Annotated in this window: 15 protein-coding genes and 1 pseudogene; 5 read left to right on the forward strand and 11 right to left on the reverse strand. The window is 55.8% G+C overall.

Features of this window, described 5'->3' with window-relative positions:
- Positions 1–77: 77 nt before the first annotated feature.
- Complete coding sequence (locus tag QJ48_RS09315) at positions 78–1370, forward strand: PDZ domain-containing protein (protein ID WP_054973350.1); 1293 nt, start codon at positions 78–80, stop codon at positions 1368–1370.
- Between the two features lie 95 nt (positions 1371–1465).
- Here QJ48_RS09315 and QJ48_RS09320 read toward each other — a convergent pair whose 3' ends face one another.
- Positions 1466–2251 carry a flagellar motor protein MotB gene (locus QJ48_RS09320; protein ID WP_054973351.1) on the reverse strand — a complete coding sequence of 262 codons (786 nt, stop codon included), beginning with the start codon at positions 2249–2251 and terminating at the stop codon, positions 1466–1468.
- On the reverse strand, positions 2235–3026 hold the full coding sequence (locus QJ48_RS09325; protein WP_054973352.1) for a flagellar motor protein: 792 nt from the start codon (positions 3024–3026) through the stop codon (positions 2235–2237). Before QJ48_RS09325 ends, QJ48_RS09320 begins: the two co-directional genes overlap by 17 nt.
- Before the next feature lie 274 nt (positions 3027–3300).
- On the opposite strand from QJ48_RS09325, the gene uvrB reads away from it, so the two are divergent.
- Together uvrB and uvrA are read left to right on the forward strand one after the other, a co-directional pair.
- Complete coding sequence (gene uvrB, locus QJ48_RS09330; RefSeq protein WP_054973369.1) at positions 3301–5298, forward strand: excinuclease ABC subunit UvrB; 1998 nt, start codon at positions 3301–3303, stop codon at positions 5296–5298.
- Positions 5299–5318: 20 nt separating this feature from the next.
- Positions 5319–8201, forward strand: a complete 2883-nt coding sequence (gene uvrA, locus QJ48_RS09335) for an excinuclease ABC subunit UvrA (protein WP_054973353.1) — start codon at positions 5319–5321, stop codon at positions 8199–8201.
- Positions 8202–8359: 158 nt separating this feature from the next.
- On the opposite strand, the pseudogene QJ48_RS35755 reads toward uvrA, so the two are convergent.
- A pseudogene (locus tag QJ48_RS35755) lies at positions 8360–9177 on the reverse strand (hypothetical protein); the annotation flags it as partial.
- Between the two features lie 242 nt (positions 9178–9419).
- Here QJ48_RS35755 and QJ48_RS09355 point away from each other — a divergent pair.
- Entirely contained in the window at positions 9420–9635 is a 216-nt protein-coding gene (locus tag QJ48_RS09355; RefSeq protein ID WP_054973357.1) for a hypothetical protein, read from the forward strand.
- Positions 9636–9780: 145 nt separating this feature from the next.
- Here the strand turns inward: QJ48_RS09355 and QJ48_RS09360 are convergent, their stop codons facing one another.
- From QJ48_RS09360 to QJ48_RS09370, 3 genes are all read right to left on the reverse strand, one after another.
- Positions 9781–10749: a sugar phosphate isomerase/epimerase gene (locus tag QJ48_RS09360; RefSeq protein ID WP_054973358.1), complete on the reverse strand. Its 969-nt coding sequence runs from the start codon at positions 10747–10749 to the stop codon at positions 9781–9783.
- Between the two features lie 142 nt (positions 10750–10891).
- Entirely contained in the window at positions 10892–11200 is a 309-nt protein-coding gene (locus tag QJ48_RS09365) for a hypothetical protein (RefSeq protein ID WP_054973359.1), read from the reverse strand.
- Positions 11201–11215: 15 nt separating this feature from the next.
- Positions 11216–11437, reverse strand: coding sequence for a hypothetical protein (locus QJ48_RS09370; RefSeq protein ID WP_054973360.1), 222 nt, complete (start codon positions 11435–11437; stop codon positions 11216–11218).
- A gap of 222 nt (positions 11438–11659) precedes the next feature.
- Between QJ48_RS09370 and QJ48_RS09375 the strand changes: the two genes are divergently transcribed.
- The gene (locus QJ48_RS09375; RefSeq protein ID WP_054973361.1) at positions 11660–11950 is read left to right on the forward strand and encodes a hypothetical protein; all 291 of its coding nucleotides are present in this window, start codon (positions 11660–11662) and stop codon (positions 11948–11950) included.
- A gap of 66 nt (positions 11951–12016) precedes the next feature.
- Here QJ48_RS09375 and QJ48_RS09380 read toward each other — a convergent pair whose 3' ends face one another.
- The 5 genes from QJ48_RS09380 to QJ48_RS09400 form a co-directional block, all read right to left on the reverse strand.
- Positions 12017–13168: an MBOAT family O-acyltransferase gene (locus tag QJ48_RS09380; protein ID WP_054973362.1), complete on the reverse strand. Its 1152-nt coding sequence runs from the start codon at positions 13166–13168 to the stop codon at positions 12017–12019.
- Positions 13169–13343: 175 nt separating this feature from the next.
- Positions 13344–14312, reverse strand: a complete 969-nt coding sequence (locus QJ48_RS09385) for a hypothetical protein (RefSeq protein ID WP_054973363.1) — start codon at positions 14310–14312, stop codon at positions 13344–13346.
- Between the two features lie 71 nt (positions 14313–14383).
- Positions 14384–15580, reverse strand: coding sequence for a hypothetical protein (locus QJ48_RS09390; protein ID WP_054973364.1), 1197 nt, complete (start codon positions 15578–15580; stop codon positions 14384–14386).
- 4 nt (positions 15581–15584) lie between these two features.
- Positions 15585–15836, reverse strand: coding sequence for an acyl carrier protein (locus QJ48_RS09395; protein WP_054973365.1), 252 nt, complete (start codon positions 15834–15836; stop codon positions 15585–15587).
- A gap of 136 nt (positions 15837–15972) precedes the next feature.
- Positions 15973–18038 (reverse strand): VCBS repeat-containing protein (locus QJ48_RS09400; RefSeq protein WP_162238467.1); only part of this gene is annotated, 2066 nt, incomplete at its 5' end.

The following is an 18038-nucleotide window of genomic DNA, read 5'->3' on the forward strand; positions in this document are numbered from 1 at the left end:
GGGAACAACAGCGATCGTAAGAACGCTTTGGCTGCGCAGCGGCTTGTTATTCACCGGACTTCGAAAAGGAGCCGGCCATGGACTTTGGTTTGGAACTCGCGTACCGGGGGCTCCGGGCGCTGTTGCAGCTGTTGACGCATCCTTTTTACTATGTAGGCATTTTATTCATCGTGCTGCAGTACCGCCGGCAGATTGCGTTCGAACGGAAGCTGTTCGCGACCAAGCTGCATTCGCTGCTGTCCGAAACGTGGCGTACCGTGCTGTGGGGCTGGGCAGGCGGTCTTGCCGCTTCCGTTCTGATGGCGGGAATCGGGGCGTCCGTTCAGCCGGAGGCGGTTGTTGTGCTGTGGCTTGTTTCTCTGCTGCTCATTTTCGCGCGGGTGCGCTTTTTATGCTGGGCTTATGCCGTAGGTGTCATCGGTCTGGTGCAAGCGGTCTTGAGGGGGGTTCCCGCACTGTACGACGGGGAGGCTGCGGCTTCCTGGGCATGGGTGACGGGACCGCTGCTGTCGTTGAATATGCCGTCTATGCTGGCGCTTGTGGCGGTTTTGCATCTGGCGGAGGCGCTGTTCGTACGCTTCCAAGGCACGCGGCTCGGCACGCCGATGTTCTACGAGAGCAAACGGGGCAAAATTGTCGGCGGATATCAGCTGCAGGGCTACTGGCCGATGACGCTGTTTCTTCTAGTGCCGATGGCCGGGGGGACGGCACTGCCTTGGATGCCGCTGCTTGGCGGCGATTTGTGGCAGCACGGCTGGACGATCGTCGGCTTCCCCGTGATGATCGGCTTTACCGAGATGACGATGTCGCGGCTACCCCAGGAGAAAATGAAGCTCAGCTCGAACCTGCTGCTGCTCTATGCCGCTGCCCTGCTGCTGTTTGCAGCCGTAGCCGCTTGGTGGCCGCCGTTCATGGCCGTGGCATCCGTGCTGTGCATCCTGATGCACGAAGCGATGATCGCCTACAGCCGGTGGGATGAAGCGAGGCGCAGTCCATTGTATGTGCACGGGAGCCGCGGGTTGAAAATTTTGGGTGTTTTGCCCGGCAGTCCGGCGGATGAGCTTGGCCTTGCCGTCGGCGAGATCGTTCACAAAGTCAACGGGATCCCGGTCCGTACGAAGCAGGAGCTGCATCAAGCGATGCAGCAGAACTCGGCGTTCTGCAAGCTGGAAATTTTGAATTTGGCGGGCGAAAGCAAGTTTTTGAAGCGCGCAATATTTTCGGGAGAGCACCATCAGCTTGGCATCGTGCTTGCGCCCGATCAAGAGGCACTCCACTATGCAGAGGTAAGGCAGCGGCCGATCTGGGCGTACTTCAGCCGCAAGCCGGTCGGACTGCTGAGCAATCGTTCGGGCTCCAAATCGGTATAAGCACAAAAACAAGCCGCTGGCGTGAGAGACATGATCACGCCAAGCGGCTTGTTTCAAATCAGCGGTTAGTGCGGTAATAAGCAATGGAACGAGCTTTAATTGCCAGATGGTTGCAGAGCTGACGGGGGCTTCTCCCGCAGCACGACAATTTCGACCCGGCGGTTTTTGGCGCGGTTCTCTACGCTGTTGTTTTCCGCCACAGGTCTCGTATCCGCGTAAGCCGTCGAAACGAGCTTTTTCGGATCGAGCTGTGTTTCGTAGAGGAAATACCGCAGCACCGAAAGCGAACGAGCCTGCGATAACCCCCAGTTGTCTTTGTAGAAAGAGCCTGTCGCCAGCGGCAGATCGTCCGTATGCCCTTCGATGCTGACCGTCGCGTCAAGCGTCGGGAACAAGCTTGCCAGCTTGGTTAAGACCGGGATCGCGGGCGGCTTCAGGTCCGCTTTGCCGAGATCGAAGAGGAACAGATCGTTCAGCGTGACGGCTACCCCTCGGGGCGTATTGGCTGCTGACACTTGGGTTTGCAAGTTGTTTTCTTCGATGTAGACCTGCACTTTTTTGAGCAGATCTTCGAGCTGGCGTTCCTTCTTCTCCCGCTCTTCCATTTCCCTGAACTGCTGCTCGGTTTTCGTGCTGTCGTCTCCGCCCTTTGCCGGGTTGGCGGAACCAGAGATGCCCATGCCCTTCGGCATAATCGTATCGGCCTTCATGAATTCGAACTTCAGCGCTTGAGACAGAACCTCGTACTTTTGCACGTCCACCTTGCTCATCGCATACATGATGACAAAAAAGATGAGCAGCAGCGTAATCAGATCCGCATAGGTAACCATCCATCGCTCATGGTTTTCGGGGGCTTCCTGCTTTTTATTCTTCCGCGCCACCGGCCTCACCTGCGCCTTCGACTTTTTTATGTTCCTGATGGAGGAACGAGTTCAGTTTCTTTTTGATAAGCTGCGGATTTTCCCCGGCTTGAAGCGCCAGGATGCCTTCCAGCATCAGTTCCATTTCGGAAATTTGCTCTTTGCTGCGGATCTTGATTTTGCTTGCGATCGGCAGGTAAAGAACGTTGGCGGACGATACGCCGTACAGCGTCGCAGTAAACGCAACGGCAATGGCCGGCCCCAGACTTCCCGGATCGGACAGGTTGCCAAGCACGTGGATCAAGCCCATAACGGTACCGATGATCCCCATCGTCGGAGCATAGGCTCCGGCCGCCTCGAACATTTTTGCGTAGCCTTCGTGATGGTGCTCGATCGCATCCATCTCCAGCTCCAGAATTTGCCGGGTCAGCTCCGGATCAGTGCCGTCGACAACCATCATGAGACCGTCCCGCAGGAACGGGTTATTATGCTCTTGTGCGCGTTGCTCCAAGGCAAGCACGCCTTCGCGTCTGGCGATCGTGGCCATGTCGACCAACTCGTCGATGATCGCGGCGTGGTCGCGCTTCGGCTCTTTGAATGCCATCCCCAATGCCTTGCCGATTTGCTTAAGCTGGGACATCGGGAAGCTGATCATGACCGCTCCGATCGTACCGCCGAAAATGATGAGCATGGCACTGGGAACCACCAGTGCGGAAAGGTGGCCGCCGTCCATCAGATAGCCGCCGATCAGACCGCCAAGGCCTACGATAATACCTATTAATGTCGTCAAGTCCACTGTCGTTCCACCCCTAGATTTCTAAAGTTAATGTGGTGCTGCATCCTTTTTTTCTGTGTAAGCGGAGCCCTTGGAAAAACAGGAAATGGGATTCGTTTGCAACAGAAAGAGAAAAAAGGTATAATATATGGGAACAAATATTCCTATCAAAGGAAATCGTCGAACGGAGTCGAACGCGCGTCAACCGATGCTTAGTTATTTATCGGAATATGGTAGATAAAAGTTTAGAAGGAAAACAAAGTCTTTTTAATGAACGGGTGATCAGATGAGCAAAATGAATGAAGTCGTCTACAGCGACAAGAAATTCCAGCTCGTAGCGGAGTTTCAGCCGCAAGGGGATCAGCCGGCCGCAATCGAGCAGCTGGTGAACGGCATACGGGAAGGGAAAAGACATCAGACGCTGCTTGGCGCAACGGGAACGGGGAAGACGTTTACGGCGGCCCATGTGATCGCCCAGTTGAACCGGCCGACGCTGCTAATTGCGCACAACAAGACGCTAGCCGCGCAGCTGTGCAGCGAGCTGCAGGAGTTTTTCCCGAACAACGCCGTTTCCTATTTCGTCAGCTATTACGATTACTATCAGCCGGAGGCGTACATTCCGTCGTCGGATACGTATATTGAGAAAGATTCCAGCATTAACGAAGAAATCGACAAGCTCCGGCACTCGGCGACCAGCTCGCTCTTCGAGCGCCGTGACGTCATTATCGTCGCGAGCGTATCGTGCATCTACGGCCTCGGTTCTCCGATGGAGTACCGGGATCTCGTGCTGTCGCTGCGGGTCGGTATGGAGCGTTCCCGCAACGACATTTTGCATCGGCTCATCGATATTCAGTACCAGCGCAACGATATGAACTTTGTGCGGGGCACGTTCCGCGTGCGCGGCGACGTTATCGAGATTTTCCCGGCTTCACGCGGCGAGCAAGCGGTCCGTGTGGAGCTGTTTGGCGATGAAATCGAGCGGATCACGGAGATTAACGTGCTCACCGGCGAGATTATCGGCGAACGCGATCATATCGCCATCTTCCCGGCGTCCCACTTCGTGACGCACGAGGAAACGATGAAGCGGGCGCTCGTGAATATCGAACGGGAGCTGGAGGAACGGCTCGAGCAGCTGCGCGGAGAGGGCAAGCTGCTAGAGGCGCAGCGGCTGGAGCAGCGGACGCGCTACGACATCGAGATGATGCAGGAGATGGGCTTCTGCTCCGGGATCGAGAACTATTCGGGACCGCTGACGTTCCGCGAGCGCGGAGCGACGCCGTACACGCTGTTCGATTATTTCCCGGACGACATGCTCGTGATCGTGGACGAATCGCACGTGACGCTGCCGCAGGTCCGCGCGATGTACAACGGCGACCGGGCGCGCAAGGAAGTGCTCGTCGATCACGGCTTCCGGCTGCCTTCGGCGCTGGATAACCGGCCGCTCCGTTTCGAGGAGTTCGAAGAGAAAGTGAACCAGATCATCTACGTTTCGGCGACGCCGGGACCGTACGAGCTGGAGCACTGCCCCGAGATGGTGCAGCAGATTATTCGTCCGACCGGACTTGTCGATCCGGTGATCGAGGTTCGCCCGACCAAAGGGCAGATCGACGATCTGCTGGAAGAAATTCAAGACCGGATTAAAAAAGACGAACGGGTGCTCGTCACGACGCTGACGAAGAAGATGGCCGAAGATTTGACCGATTACTTCAAGGAAATCGGCATCAAGGTGCGGTATTTGCACTCGGACATCAAGACGCTCGAGCGGATGCAGATTTTGCGCGAATTGCGGCTCGGCACGTTCCACGTTCTCGTCGGCATCAACCTGCTGCGGGAAGGGCTGGACTTGCCCGAGGTATCGCTAGTGGCAATTCTCGACGCAGACAAGGAAGGCTTCCTGCGTGCGGAGCGCTCCTTGATTCAGACGATCGGGCGGGCGGCGCGCAACGCCAACGGGCATGTAATCATGTACGGGGACAAAGTGACCGATTCGATGGATAAGGCGATTCAGGAAACGAGCCGCCGCCGGACGATTCAGATGGCTTATAATGAGAAACACGGCATTACGCCGCAAACGATACAGAAGAAAGTACGCGATGTGATTGAAGCTACTAAGGTGGCCGAGCAGAAGGCAGACTATTTGTCGGAAGTGAAGCAGGCGAAGATGTCCAAGAAAGACCGCATCTCGCTCATCGAACGGTTGGAGCAGGAAATGAAGGAAGCAGCCAAAAACCTGCAGTTTGAGCGTGCCGCGGAGCTCCGCGATGCCGTGCTCGAATTGAAGGCCGAGCTGTAGTCAAGGGAGGCTTTCGAAACGTGGCCAGAGACAACATTGTAATTAAAGGCGCCAGGGCGCACAATCTGAAAAATATCGACGTCGTTATTCCGCGGGACAAATTTGTCGTCCTGACCGGCCTGAGCGGCTCCGGCAAATCGTCCTTGGCGTTCGATACGATCTATGCCGAAGGGCAACGAAGATATGTCGAGTCGCTGTCCGCCTACGCGCGGCAGTTTCTCGGCCAGATGGACAAACCGGACGTCGACTCGATCGAGGGATTGTCTCCGGCCATCTCCATCGACCAGAAGACGACGAGCCGTAACCCGCGTTCCACCGTGGGTACGGTGACGGAAATTTACGACTATCTGCGTCTGTTATTCGCCCGGATCGGGCGTCCGCACTGTCCGGAGCATAAAATCGAGATAACCTCGCAAACCGTCGAGCAGATGGTTGACCGAATCATGGAATATCCGGAGCGCACCAAGCTGCAAATTTTGGCGCCGATCGTCTCGGGACGCAAGGGCGAACATTCGAAGCTGCTGGCCGATATCCAGAAGCAGGGCTTCGTCCGCGTGCGCGTCAACGGCGAGCTTCGCGAGCTGTCGGAAACGATTGAGCTGGAAAAAAACAAGAAGCATACAATCGAAGTGGTCGTGGACCGGATCGTCGTGAAGGACGACGTCCAAACGCGTCTGGCTGATTCCCTGGAGACGGCTTTGAAACTGGCGGAAGGGCGCGTTATCGTGGACGTGATCGATCAGGAAGAGCTGCTCTTCAGCCAAAATCTGGCTTGTCCCGAGTGCGGCTTCAGTATCGAAGAACTGGCGCCGCGGATGTTCTCGTTCAACAGTCCGTTCGGCGCATGTCCCGAATGCGACGGTTTGGGTCAAAAGATGATCGTCGACCCGGACCTGCTCGTTCCGAATTCGAAGCTTTCCATCGAAGAGGGAGCGTTCGAGGCATGGGCCGGCAGCACGTCGAACTACTACCCGCAGTTTCTTGCGGCGGTGTGCGAGCACTACGGTATCCCGAGAAATGTGCCCGTCAGCGAGTTGACGAAAGAGCAAATGCAGAAGCTGCTAAACGGTACCGGCGGAGAGAAGGTGCGCTTCCGCTACGAGAACGACTTCGGACATAAGAAGGAAGCGATGGTTCCTTTCGAAGGTATCGTGAACAATCTTGAGCGCCGCTACCGGGAGACGTTCTCCGACGGCATTCGCGAGCATATCGAGACGTATATGAGCGCCAAGCCTTGCGGCAAGTGCAAGGGCGCCCGCTTGAAGCCGGAAACGCTGGCGGTAACCGTAGCGGATAAAAATATCGCGCATGTCACCTCGCTGTCCATCGGGGAAGCGCAGCAATGGTTCGACTTGCTGAAGCTGACCGACCGCGAGACGCAGATTGCGCATCTGATCCTGAAGGAGATCAAAGAGCGTCTGGGCTTCCTCGTCAATGTCGGACTCGATTACTTGACGATGCACCGCGCGGCGGGCACGCTCTCCGGCGGCGAGGCGCAGCGTATTCGTCTGGCGACCCAGATCGGGTCCAGTCTGATGGGCGTTCTGTACATCTTGGACGAGCCGAGCATCGGCCTGCACCAGCGGGATAATGACCGGCTGATCCAGACGCTGGAGCATATGCGGGATCTGGGCAATACGCTGATTGTGGTCGAGCACGACGAAGATACGATGCTGGCTGCCGACTACATCATCGATATCGGACCGGGCGCGGGCATTCACGGCGGCAAGGTGATTGCCCAAGGCACGCCTGAGGAGGTTATGCAGGACGAGGAATCGTTGACCGGGCAATATCTCAGCGGCCGCAAGTTTATTCCTGTCCCTGCCGAGCGTCGGAAGCCGAACGGCAAATGGCTGGAAATCCGCGGGGCTAAAGAAAACAACCTGCGCGGCGTCAATGTGAAGTTTCCGCTCGGAGTATTCGGCTGTGTGACCGGTGTTTCCGGCTCCGGCAAGAGTACGCTGATTAACGAACTTTTGTACAAAACGTTGGCGAAAGAGCTGAACGGCGCCAAGGTTCGCCCGGGCGAGTACAAGGAGTTCAAAGGATTGGAGCATGTCGACAAAGTAATCGACATCGATCAATCGCCGATCGGACGGACGCCCCGCTCGAACCCGGCTACGTACACCGGCGTATTTGACGATATCCGCGACGTCTTCTCGGCGACCAACGAAGCGAAGGTGCGCGGCTACAAGAAAGGCCGTTTCAGCTTCAACGTGAAGGGCGGACGCTGCGAGGCGTGCAAGGGCGACGGCATTATCAAGATCGAGATGCATTTCCTGCCGGACGTTTACGTGCCGTGTGAGGTATGCAAAGGCAAACGGTACAACCGCGAAACGTTGGAAGTGAAATATAAAGGCAAGAACATTTCCGAAGTATTGGAAATGACGATCGAGGATGCGTGCGAATTTTTCAAAAACATTCCGCGTATTCACCGGAAAATGCAGACCTTGATGGACGTCGGACTCGGGTACATGAACTTGGGTCAGCCCGCGACGACGCTCTCCGGGGGAGAGGCGCAGCGCGTGAAGCTCGCGGCTGAGCTCTATCGCCGCAGCACGGGCAAGACGATCTACATTCTGGACGAGCCGACGACCGGATTGCATATTCACGATATCGACCGGCTGCTTAAGGTGCTGCACCGCTTGGTCGAGAACGGTGATTCCGTCCTCGTCATCGAGCACAACCTTGATGTGATCAAGACAGCCGATTATATCATCGATCTCGGACCGGAAGGCGGCAGCCGGGGCGGAACGATCGTCGCTTCCGGAACGCCGGAGGAAGTCGTGAAGGTAAGCGGCTCGTACACAGGCAAATACCTGAAACCGATCCTGGAACGGGACAAAGTGCGCTCCGAGGATTATTATAAGCGGCTTAAAGAAATGGAAGATGCAGCCGTTTAATCTTGAGGGTCACAAGAATAGAAAAAACGCTGCTCCAAGCCGGGAAATGAACTGGCTTAGGAACGGCGTTTTTTTACGGATAGCGAACTTGGTTCAGCAGCAAGAAGCCGACTGGCGGGCGGTCCCGTACAGTCGGCCTTTTTAAGACATCGAATGTGTTACGAGGCTAGAATTGCCGTCAGCTTCTCTTGGAAAGCAGGAATGCCGATACGGCCCACGAATTGATGGAACGTTTCTTCCGGTCCGCGGTTATCCTTGTAGTATAGGATCAGCTGCTCAAGCACCGGACCGACCTGATCGCCCTTTACCCGGCCTTTCAGCGCTTGGTTGAATTGAGCGACCGGCCCGAGAATGCCGCCTACGGCGATGTCGAAGGCGTCGACCATCCCGTCCTCGCGTTTTTACGAGTGCGCCTTGCAGGCCGATATCGGCGATGTGCTTCTGGCCGCAGGCGTTCGGACAGCCGATGAAGTGGATGCGGTGTCCTCGTCGATCAGTTTCGTCGTGGGCGTGAAGGTCAGGCACTGAATTTCCGCATGGCCGGAGTTATAAATATTAGAAGAAATGGACATTTTATATTTGCGCGGAAGATTCGAGAAGTCCCGGTTCATCAGAAGAAATCGTTCACCTGATTGACCAGCGCGGTCGTATCCATCAGCTCGTCCGGGTCGATGGCGGCAAGCGGATTGCCAACAACCGTACGAGGACAGTCGCCACAGGCTTCGTAGGAATATAAGCCGACCTTCTCCAAACGATTGAAAATGTCCGGCAAATGCTCGACGAGCAGCCAGTGGAACTGAACAGCCTGACGGGTGGTCACGTCCATCAGATTGCGTCCGTAATCTTTGGCGATTTCTGCAATAGTACGGGCTTGAGCGCTTGTCATGACGCCGGAGTTGATGCGGACGCGCATCGTGAAATGGCCGTCCTTCGGCTTATGTTCGTAAACGCCGGCCCATTTGAAACGGTTCATATCTTGACGAATTCCATTTTATAACGATTGATTATAAACAGGGGATTTGAGTTCTAGATGAAAAGGCTACCAATTTCTTGAGTGAAGTGCCTCACAAAGGGGGCAACGGCGAAGAAGTCAAGCCCTGCCGCTTCCCGGCGCAAATGTTGACAAACTTGTTACACTTGGATAAATCGCTTGCACTTCCATGCTAGTCAAGATAAGATAGAAATTAAGTATTTTCGCATATTGAAGGAGGTCCCTCCATGTTTTTGGCTGAAGAAGCGGCAAAAGCCACGAGCACCTTTTCCGGTTTCGATATCTTCGTGATCTTGTTCACGGTAGTTATTGCCATCGGCCTTATCCGGTTGCTCGGCGCTAAAAAGAAAAATCCGTTCGCCATTGGCTTCGGTCTGGTTAGCTTGGCCGTATTCGTAACCTTGAGCGCAGTTATGGTTATGGGCTGGATGGGCAAGCTGTAAGCTACTGCTGCAGAGACGCGAATAAGATCATACATGCACAGACAAGGACAGGTCTTCCGGGACGCTGTCCTTTTGGCGTTTTAAGAGGACGTTTCTTGAAAATAAAAAGGAGCGCCCGCCTCAAGAAGAGGGACGCTCCGTGGAATTATACCCACCACATTTCGCCAAGCGGCTCTTTGATGAGGATTTGCTGCAGGTTTTGCACCGCTTTCGTAAAGCCTTCGTCCACCGACATCAGGCCGTCTTCGTGCTCGATGCTGACGACATAGTCGTAGCCGACCAAGCGAAGCGCGCTGATGATGTCCGCCCACGTCTTGAGATCGTGCCCGTAGCCGACGGTACGGAACTGCCAAGCACGGTCGAGCATGTTCGCGTAGGACTGCATATCCGTCACGCCGTAACGATTGACGTTGATCGGATCGATCGACGTATCTTTGGCATGGAAGTGGTGAATGGCGCCTGCGCGGCCGAGAATGTTCACCGCCTGCACCGGATCGATGCCCTGCCACCACATATGGCTCGGGTCCAGATTAGCCCCTATGACGTCGCCGGCCGCTTCGCGCAGACGCAGCAGCGTAGCCGGAGTATGGACAGAGAAGCCGCCGTGCAGCTCGAGACCGAATTTCACGCCGCGGTCGGAAGCGTATTTGCCGGTTTCTGTCCAGTACGGAATGACTTTGTTGGCCCACTGCCAATCAAGAATCTCTTGGAAATCGGGCGGCCAAGGAGCCACGGGCCAGTTCGGATATTTCGCATTATCGGAGTCTCCCGGGCAGCCCGAGAACGCATTGACGACAGGGACCTCTAGCTTTTGAGCCAGATCGACCGTTTTGAGCAGCGCTTCGTGATCGGCTTGGGCGAGCGCTTTTTGCGGATGGAGCGGGTTGCCGTGGCAGCTGAGCGCGCTGATCGTCAATCCGCGGGATTCGATCGCATGCTTGAATGCTTTCAGCTTGCCGTTATCGCTGAGCAGCACATCCGGGTCGCAGTGTGCTTTGCCCGGGTAGCCGCCGGTGCCGATTTCAACAGCATCGAGTCCTTTGGATGCAATGTAGTCAAGCGCTTGTTCGAAAGGCTTCTGCTGGAATAATACCGTAAATACGCCTAATTTCATGGGACACCTCCGAAAATAATCAAAATGAACGCGCGTACAATAGAACGCTCATCCAAATTATATCATTAATTGCGTACGGCTCAAAGTAGGAGTTTCGGACATGACGCATGGAGGGGTCGCTTTTTCGTAAAACGTTCACTGCTCAATCCAAAAGGTTCATCGTTTGAATATGTTTTTTTGTTTCGTCGGTCCCCAGACCGTACAGCGTTTGATAGACGTTTTTCAAATAGAGGTCGTATACATCGTTTTCCACGTCATGATGGTAGGGAATGCCCGGAACAAGGGTCCTGGGGAACGTTCGTTCTTCCGCAAACTCCATGTCTTCGAATAATTCCTTAAGCTTTATGATTTCCTCCGGTGTGGCTTCGACTTCGAACTCGTAAGCTGCGTCGCCCTGATGCTGCATAATCGTTTTGGACTGAACGGAAACATAATAGATTCTTTTATCCACTGAAGGACCTCCGACTTATTTGAAATAGAAAGACCAGATAACTGCACCGGCAGCCAGAACGATCGGAAAAAGCACATAAACGATAAGCATCGGATTTGCCATGACGGGATGTTTGACTGCTGTCGGGTCTGCGTTTTTGTCAAATTCCTTATTTTGCTGCCTTCGGGCCAGCATAAATGACGCAGCGGTAGAGATCACGCATACGACGGCCGCAAATGAGATAAGAATGGTCAGCATTCGGAATCACGTTCTCCTTCCAAGGGGTTACCCTTATTTTCTGGCAATTTTCTTAAAATAACGGCTCAGCGAATGCTTGTTCGCCAGGCAAAGTTTAGCTTTCGACAAAGCACCCGACAACATTCCCGTTTCTTTTCCTTTTGATTGGTTTACAATGGAAATAATTCTCTTCGGACCGGGGGAGGGAAGGGGCAACTTTTTAAAGAAAGGGCGGATCGTAAGATGAGCAAAGATACGCAAATTGTTGAAACGGTATCAGGCACCTGGCTGCGTTTCCCAAACAACTTTAAAAAGTTTCAATGCTTGGTGGAGCTGCCCGATCAGCTCTCGCTGAACATTAATACGAAATCGGGCTGCGTGCATGTACATAAGAAGGACTGCGATGATGTGTTTCAATATGTGGGGGAATTGCATATAACGGCGAACGGCAACCAGCTGCAATGCGCCGTTCAAGCTGCCCCGGCCAAAGAAGAAGTGATGGAGACGCCCGGGAAGCAATCCGATGCCAGTTGAGGTATGTTCGCGAGTTCGCGTGAAAAAACAAGCAGCGCCCGCAAAGGGACGCTGCTTTTATCATGCTTAGAACGGCCAGTTCAGGAGACCGCGGTAAATGTGGAGTACCGTTTCGCTTTTGCCGCTGTAGACGATAACCGCCGCTGTCACGATCAGCTGGGTTAACGCGCAGCGGGCGTAGAAGTACGTCCGGGATACTTTTTTCTTGTTGACCGTCGTTTTCCCGAGCAGGTTCTCCAGTGCGATCAGCACGCCGTGGTAGACGCCCCACAGCAGGTAGAGCCAGCTAAAGCCATGCCATAGCCCGATCAGCACCATAATGAGGATGGAGAGGCCGGCAGCGGTCCATTTGGTCGGCGTTTGGCGCGAGAAAAATATAAAAATATGGTCGCGAAACCAGTCGCCGAGCGTGGCGTGCCAATTGCGCCAGTACTGCGTCAGCGTCGGGGATTGGAACGGTTTCTTGAAGTTTTCCGGAATGTTGTACCCCATCAGCCGTCCGAAGCCGATCGCAATATCGGAGTAGCCGGAGAAGTCGAAGTAGATCAGGGCATAGAACCAGACCATTAAAAATAGCGATTGATGCGTATAAAGCTCCTGCCCGGACATGGCATTGAACACGTCGGTCATCCAGGTGACGAGCACGATCTTCTTGAACATACCGAGAATGATCCGTTTGATGCTGCTTTCCGTTTGTGCGGTATCCACCCGATACGGCTGCTTCGTATCCGCCATAAAATCGCGGAATTTGAGAATCGGGCCGGACGTGAACGTCGGGATGAACAAAATATAGTTAAAGTAATCGACGACCTTCGCGCGGGCGTCTTTGCCGAAGAAGTAGGCAAAATATAGCGCATCAATCACCTTGAGCACGTTGTAGATCAAGCCGAGCACAATGACAACGTCGAACAGTGGGTGAGTGAATACCTCCATGCCGAACAGCCGCAGCGAGCAGATAGCAGCCACATTGGCGGCGATCAGCAGGATGAACCAACCCTTGCGAAAGCGTGTCGTGTGGCTGAGAAATAAAAAGGCCAAATAGTTGAGCGCCGTGTAGGCCAAGTAAAAAGCGAGCAGCTTTTTACTGAACAACAGCAAAAAGCATAAGTTGAACGCGAGCAGCAGCAGCCGCTTGTTAGCCGCCCACCGCCGGGTTAGGGCAAGCACGAGCACCATGCCGGTCATAGCCATAACCGCGTTCATATTTAAATACCACATCGAAGATTCCTCCAACATATGCATCCGCCGTGCGGGTCGGAAACCGGCCCGGAGCGGGACGGAAGGACCGATCGGGGCCCGCGCCGATCAAGACAAGATCAGAACCCTTCGTAGATGAACAATCCTTTGCCGGTAAAGTAGATCAGCACCATGATGAGCATGGCGAGATAAACGATCACTTCGACGATTTTGCGAGCGAAGCGAGCCATGCGTCCACCTCCTTCGTAAATACCGGAGCGCCTTCCTGACGGCTCAGATGAACGAGATCGTGAAAATATTTCGGATCGTAGGCCGTCAGCAGATCCAGCATCGGAACGCCGGCTGTTTGCAGTCGCCGGTTGACTTCTTCCTGCAATGCAGGCATGTAGCCCGGCAGCTTGAAGCCGCGGTTCCAAGGCATCCAGACGACGCGCAGCGGCAAGCCTTGCTGCTTGCTGTAAGCGATGATGAAGTCCAAGGCGTCCAGATTGTTCTTGAAATCGCGGTTGGTCATCCAGCCGAAGCGCTGCTCGTATTCGTCCCACTTTTTGCGGAGATCCTCATCGGATTTTCGTCCGAAATAAAGCTCCTTGTCGATCCAGCGCGGCTGGTAGGCCAGCGGATCGGACACGCTCAGCTTCAGCGTCTCCGGGAAGCGGGCGCATGCTTCGAACCGGGCGGCGTCCTGCTTCAACAGCCCTTGGTACAAGCCGCAGGCAACCTCCGTCCCGGTATCGCGGAAATAGTCGCGGTACGCGTAGGCGTAAGGCTGGTACCAAGGCTTGAACCACTGGTAGGTCGGGTCCGTGTCCAGGCTGTCGATCATTGTATGCACATCGATGCCGACGACAAGCTGTCCCTCCACCTGGAAACGCTGCTGCTCCAGAATCGCTTTCAGATCGGTCAGCTTCCCGTAGGAAAGCCCGAGTTCCACCAGCTTGGCGGTGGAGTCCACCTCGATATACGCCCCCGTCACCGCGGAGTTGCCGTAGAAGGCCGGCCCCCGATTCTGCCAATCGTGATGGAAGAGCGTCTTCGTAAAATCGTTCTTATAAAAACGCCGCGACGTCACCATCGGGTCCCACCAGGAGATGAGTACATCCGATAGCACGAAAGCGGCCAACAGCAGCAGCACGAAGCTGTTTTTGCGAAGAAAAGCGATCATAACGGGAAAACCCACACTTTCCAATGAAGGCGATCATTAGTTATCAATCACAGAATTTACGGGTTACGGTGCTAGAGCGATTTTTGCTGCCACGCGTGGTACTGCTCGCGGAACGCTGCAGGCCAGTTCGCTTCGTCCAAGCCGTATTGTGCGAGGAAGGCGAACGCCCAGCGCTCGATGCCGAACCCGACGCACCCGGTAACCGCGTTGCGCTTGCCCATTTTAATGTTGAACGCATTGCCGAACGTGTTGCTGTGGAAGTTGATGGAGCTGCAGGCGATCGACTTGTTGATGTTCGGAATCGTCAGCCGGAGCTCGTACTTCATTTCTTGGTTTCGCTGGAAGGACGCTTTCACTTGGAAGTCGTTCGTGAAAAACGGATCGTTCGCGATTTCCAGCACGCTGTCCACGTTCCATTCGACGGCCAGCTCTTTCAAATATTCAATAGCCTGCAGCCGGTTCTCTTTCACGTAATCCGGCTTGCCGACGAAGATGATCTCCCGCATACTGAAGTCGAGCAGGCGTCCGAAATCCGTATGATTGCGTGATTCGAAGCGGTGGCATTTGGAGATGGCCGTCACGGTCACGCCGTCACCTTCAAGCGTCTCGTTCTGCAGCCCTTCGTAGCAGTGGTAACAGGTCGAAGGGTTCATCGTGAATTTCGGCTTCGCCAGGTTGGCGTTCAGATCGAGCGGCTGCTCCTGCTTCCAGCCTCCGGCTTCGCGGATCGATTGGGAGAACGCTTCGATGATGTCGAGGTCCTCGCGCAGGTGCGACAGGAAATGAATGTGCTCTGGAAAAGAAGTAAAGTGATTCGTCTTGTTCAGCGTATCGCAATGAATGACGGCCGGGTACTGCTCCTCCGTAATTCCTGCAAAACGGTTCGCAATTTTCGTAACGAAGCTGTAGTCGAGAAAACGCATCAGACTGGAGAACGGTTCACGGAAGATGAACAGGCCCGGCTCCAGCACTTTGATGATTTTGCGCTCGACGAGCTCGGCGAGGATATCGCCTTCGTAAGGGGTGTCGGCCTTATGCTCGAACAGGATATTTTCCTTGAAGCCGAAATCTCCTTGCGAGAATCGGTCGATCAGCTTGCGAACCCGCTCTTCGATGGCGGCGTTGCCTTTCGGGGAGTCGTGAACGATATGAATGTGCCCGGATTCAAGCCGGATGTCGCGGATGGTCTCGTCAATAAACGCCGCGGCGTATTTGAGCTGTCCGTGCTGGCTGGAGGCGAGCCCCTCCAAAGATACGACGCATTCCATGGGCTTACCTCTCTTTCTTGTTGTGGATGAACGTCGCGATTTCGCGGACGGTGTTGAGCGGGTACAACATTAAATCCTGATTCGTCACCTGGATGCCGTACGTTTTCTCGATATGCGCGATCAGCGCCGTCGCTCCGATGGAATCAATGTATCCATAATCGAACAAGTGTACGTCTACGGAAAAATCGTCGTCATCGTCTTCGATTTCGTAACGGTTCTTGATGTGCGCCTCAAGCTGTTCCAGCAAGTCCTGCATGGGGGAAGCCTCCTAGGATAAAGTAAAATCAAGCGATATGCGCCGGGCTCGCAGCGAGTGCCGGCATAAAAGCGGGACGGCGATGCGGGACCTTAGGGGCCCCGCCGCAACCGTCCGCATGAAGGGTGAATGCAAGCTAACGTGCCGCTTTGGCAACGGTTAGCGTCACCGGATCGCCGTAATGCGTAACCGTATAAGTCGCTTTCGCTTCGTCACGGTCGACGGTCAGCCCCGATCCTTCGATGGTTAGCGGCTCGGCGCTGTAAATTTGCACTTGCTGCATGCCGGGCGCGTTCAGCTTCAGCGTCCAGCGGTCCGCGGATTTTTGCAGCTCGTACGGCACGTTCGTGCGTGTCAGATGCGGCTCGCTACCGAGCGCCTCCGCCCGTTCGGGCGAGACGAACCGGATAGCAGCCATCTGCGGGACGCCGAGGTACAGCTTGCCGCTGCGCGTATCGCGCACCTCGGCATCGGTGACGGCCTGCTTGGCCGCGTAAGGCTGCCCGCGGTCGACGACGAGGCCGAGCGTGCCGCGGTATTCGGCGGCCTGGGCCGGCACGTCGGCGGTGAGCGCCTTGACGCGGAAGCCGGGCTCGACGGTCATGCCGAGCATTTTCTTGACGCAGTCCGTGACGACCTCATGCCATGGCCGGTACAGCTCGACGCGGGTCGTCATCGCGTTCAGGAACGAGCGCGCCATTTGGGGCTCGGTCATAAAGTTGTAGCTATAGTCGTCCCGGAGCTTGTCCAAATACCGGACGAATTCCAGCAGCTCCGGCACGCGGGTCGGGAAATGGTACTCGATATGCTCGAAATAATCGATCGGCAGATCGAGCGCCGCGTACGCTTCGAAAATATCTTTCGTCGAATAATGCTTGTCCGTGCGCAGCACCGGCGCCGGGGTATTCAGCATCATCGGCTTGCTCAAGTCGGGCTCACCCGCCGCATCGGTCATAAGAAACGGCAGACCCCAGTTATACTCGACGCCAAGGCGCGGATCGGCTTTAATATGCGACGGCTTGAAGCCGAAGTTGAACCAGACGCCGGATTCCCGCTCGTTGCGCAGCGTCTGGCTGCGGTCCGGGTTGTTGATCCGCCACGTATGCTGGTTCGTCCCGGTCATTCCCCACGGGATGCCGAGCTTCTCGAACGCTTTCTGATGGAGTGCGATTTCCTGCTTCTCCTGCGCGTCGCTCGTAAAGTTATGGACAAAAATGTGCGGGTACAGCTCCAAACGGTTGTCTTTCGTGTACCGGATAAATTCGTTCAGCTGGTCCGTATATGGGAACTTCGGATCGTCGACGGTCGACGGGATGCCGAATTCAAGCTGCCCGACGATCAGATCGTCCTTGCCGTCCCCGTTCAGGTCATACCAGAGCGGGACGGCGTTGTGCCCGCCGACGAGCGCATGGTTGCCGAGCTGGTTGACGGTTGCCGCTTCGATGATGCCTTTGTCCACCCAAGCGGTACGTCCGGCGCCCGAGTCCTCCTGAACGAATACGCGCAGGTCGCCTTCGCCGGTACCGACGATGAGATCGGCTTTGCCGTCCCCGTTCATGTCGCGGACGGACGGCGCCGCAAACCGCGCGGACAGCTTGAACAGCGCTTCGCCTGCGTGCCAGGCGATTGCGCCGTTCGCCCCGCGTGAGCCGCGGTACAGCGTCACCTGCCCGTCGGCATCCCCGATCACGAGATCGGGAATGCCGTCTCCGGTGACGTCGCCCACGGCCGGCGCGATCGGCGCCGCGCCGCGGATCGGCTTCCCGTCCGCCAGCAGCGGGACGGGCGCCTTGAACGCGCCGCCGGCTTCGCCATAGGCGACCGCGAGCGTGCCATCTGGCTGGCCGATCAGCAGATCCGGCCGGGCGTCGCCGTTCAGATCATACGCCGCTACGCTGGCGTACGATCCGGTCTTCAGCGGCTCCCCGCTTGGGAGCCGCAAGGGCTCGCGCCGCGCGAACACCGCCGGCGCCTTCAGTTCCGCCGGGAGCTGCTGCCCGGCGTAGGCCCCTTCCGTTTCACCGGCGTTCCGGTAAACGTATAATCCGCCGTCGGCCGACCCGACGATCAGGTCGGGCCGGCCGTCGCCGGTAAGATCGGCCAGCGCGGGGTACGCGCGGTAAGGCAGCGTGATCGGATCGCCGAGCGAGCGGTAGTCCGGATAATTGGCCAGCCGGATCGCCTCGCCGTCGGCGGACAGGC

Source organism: Paenibacillus sp. A3, from assembly GCF_001399685.1.
GTDB lineage: Bacteria > Bacillota > Bacilli > Paenibacillales > NBRC-103111 > Paenibacillus_G.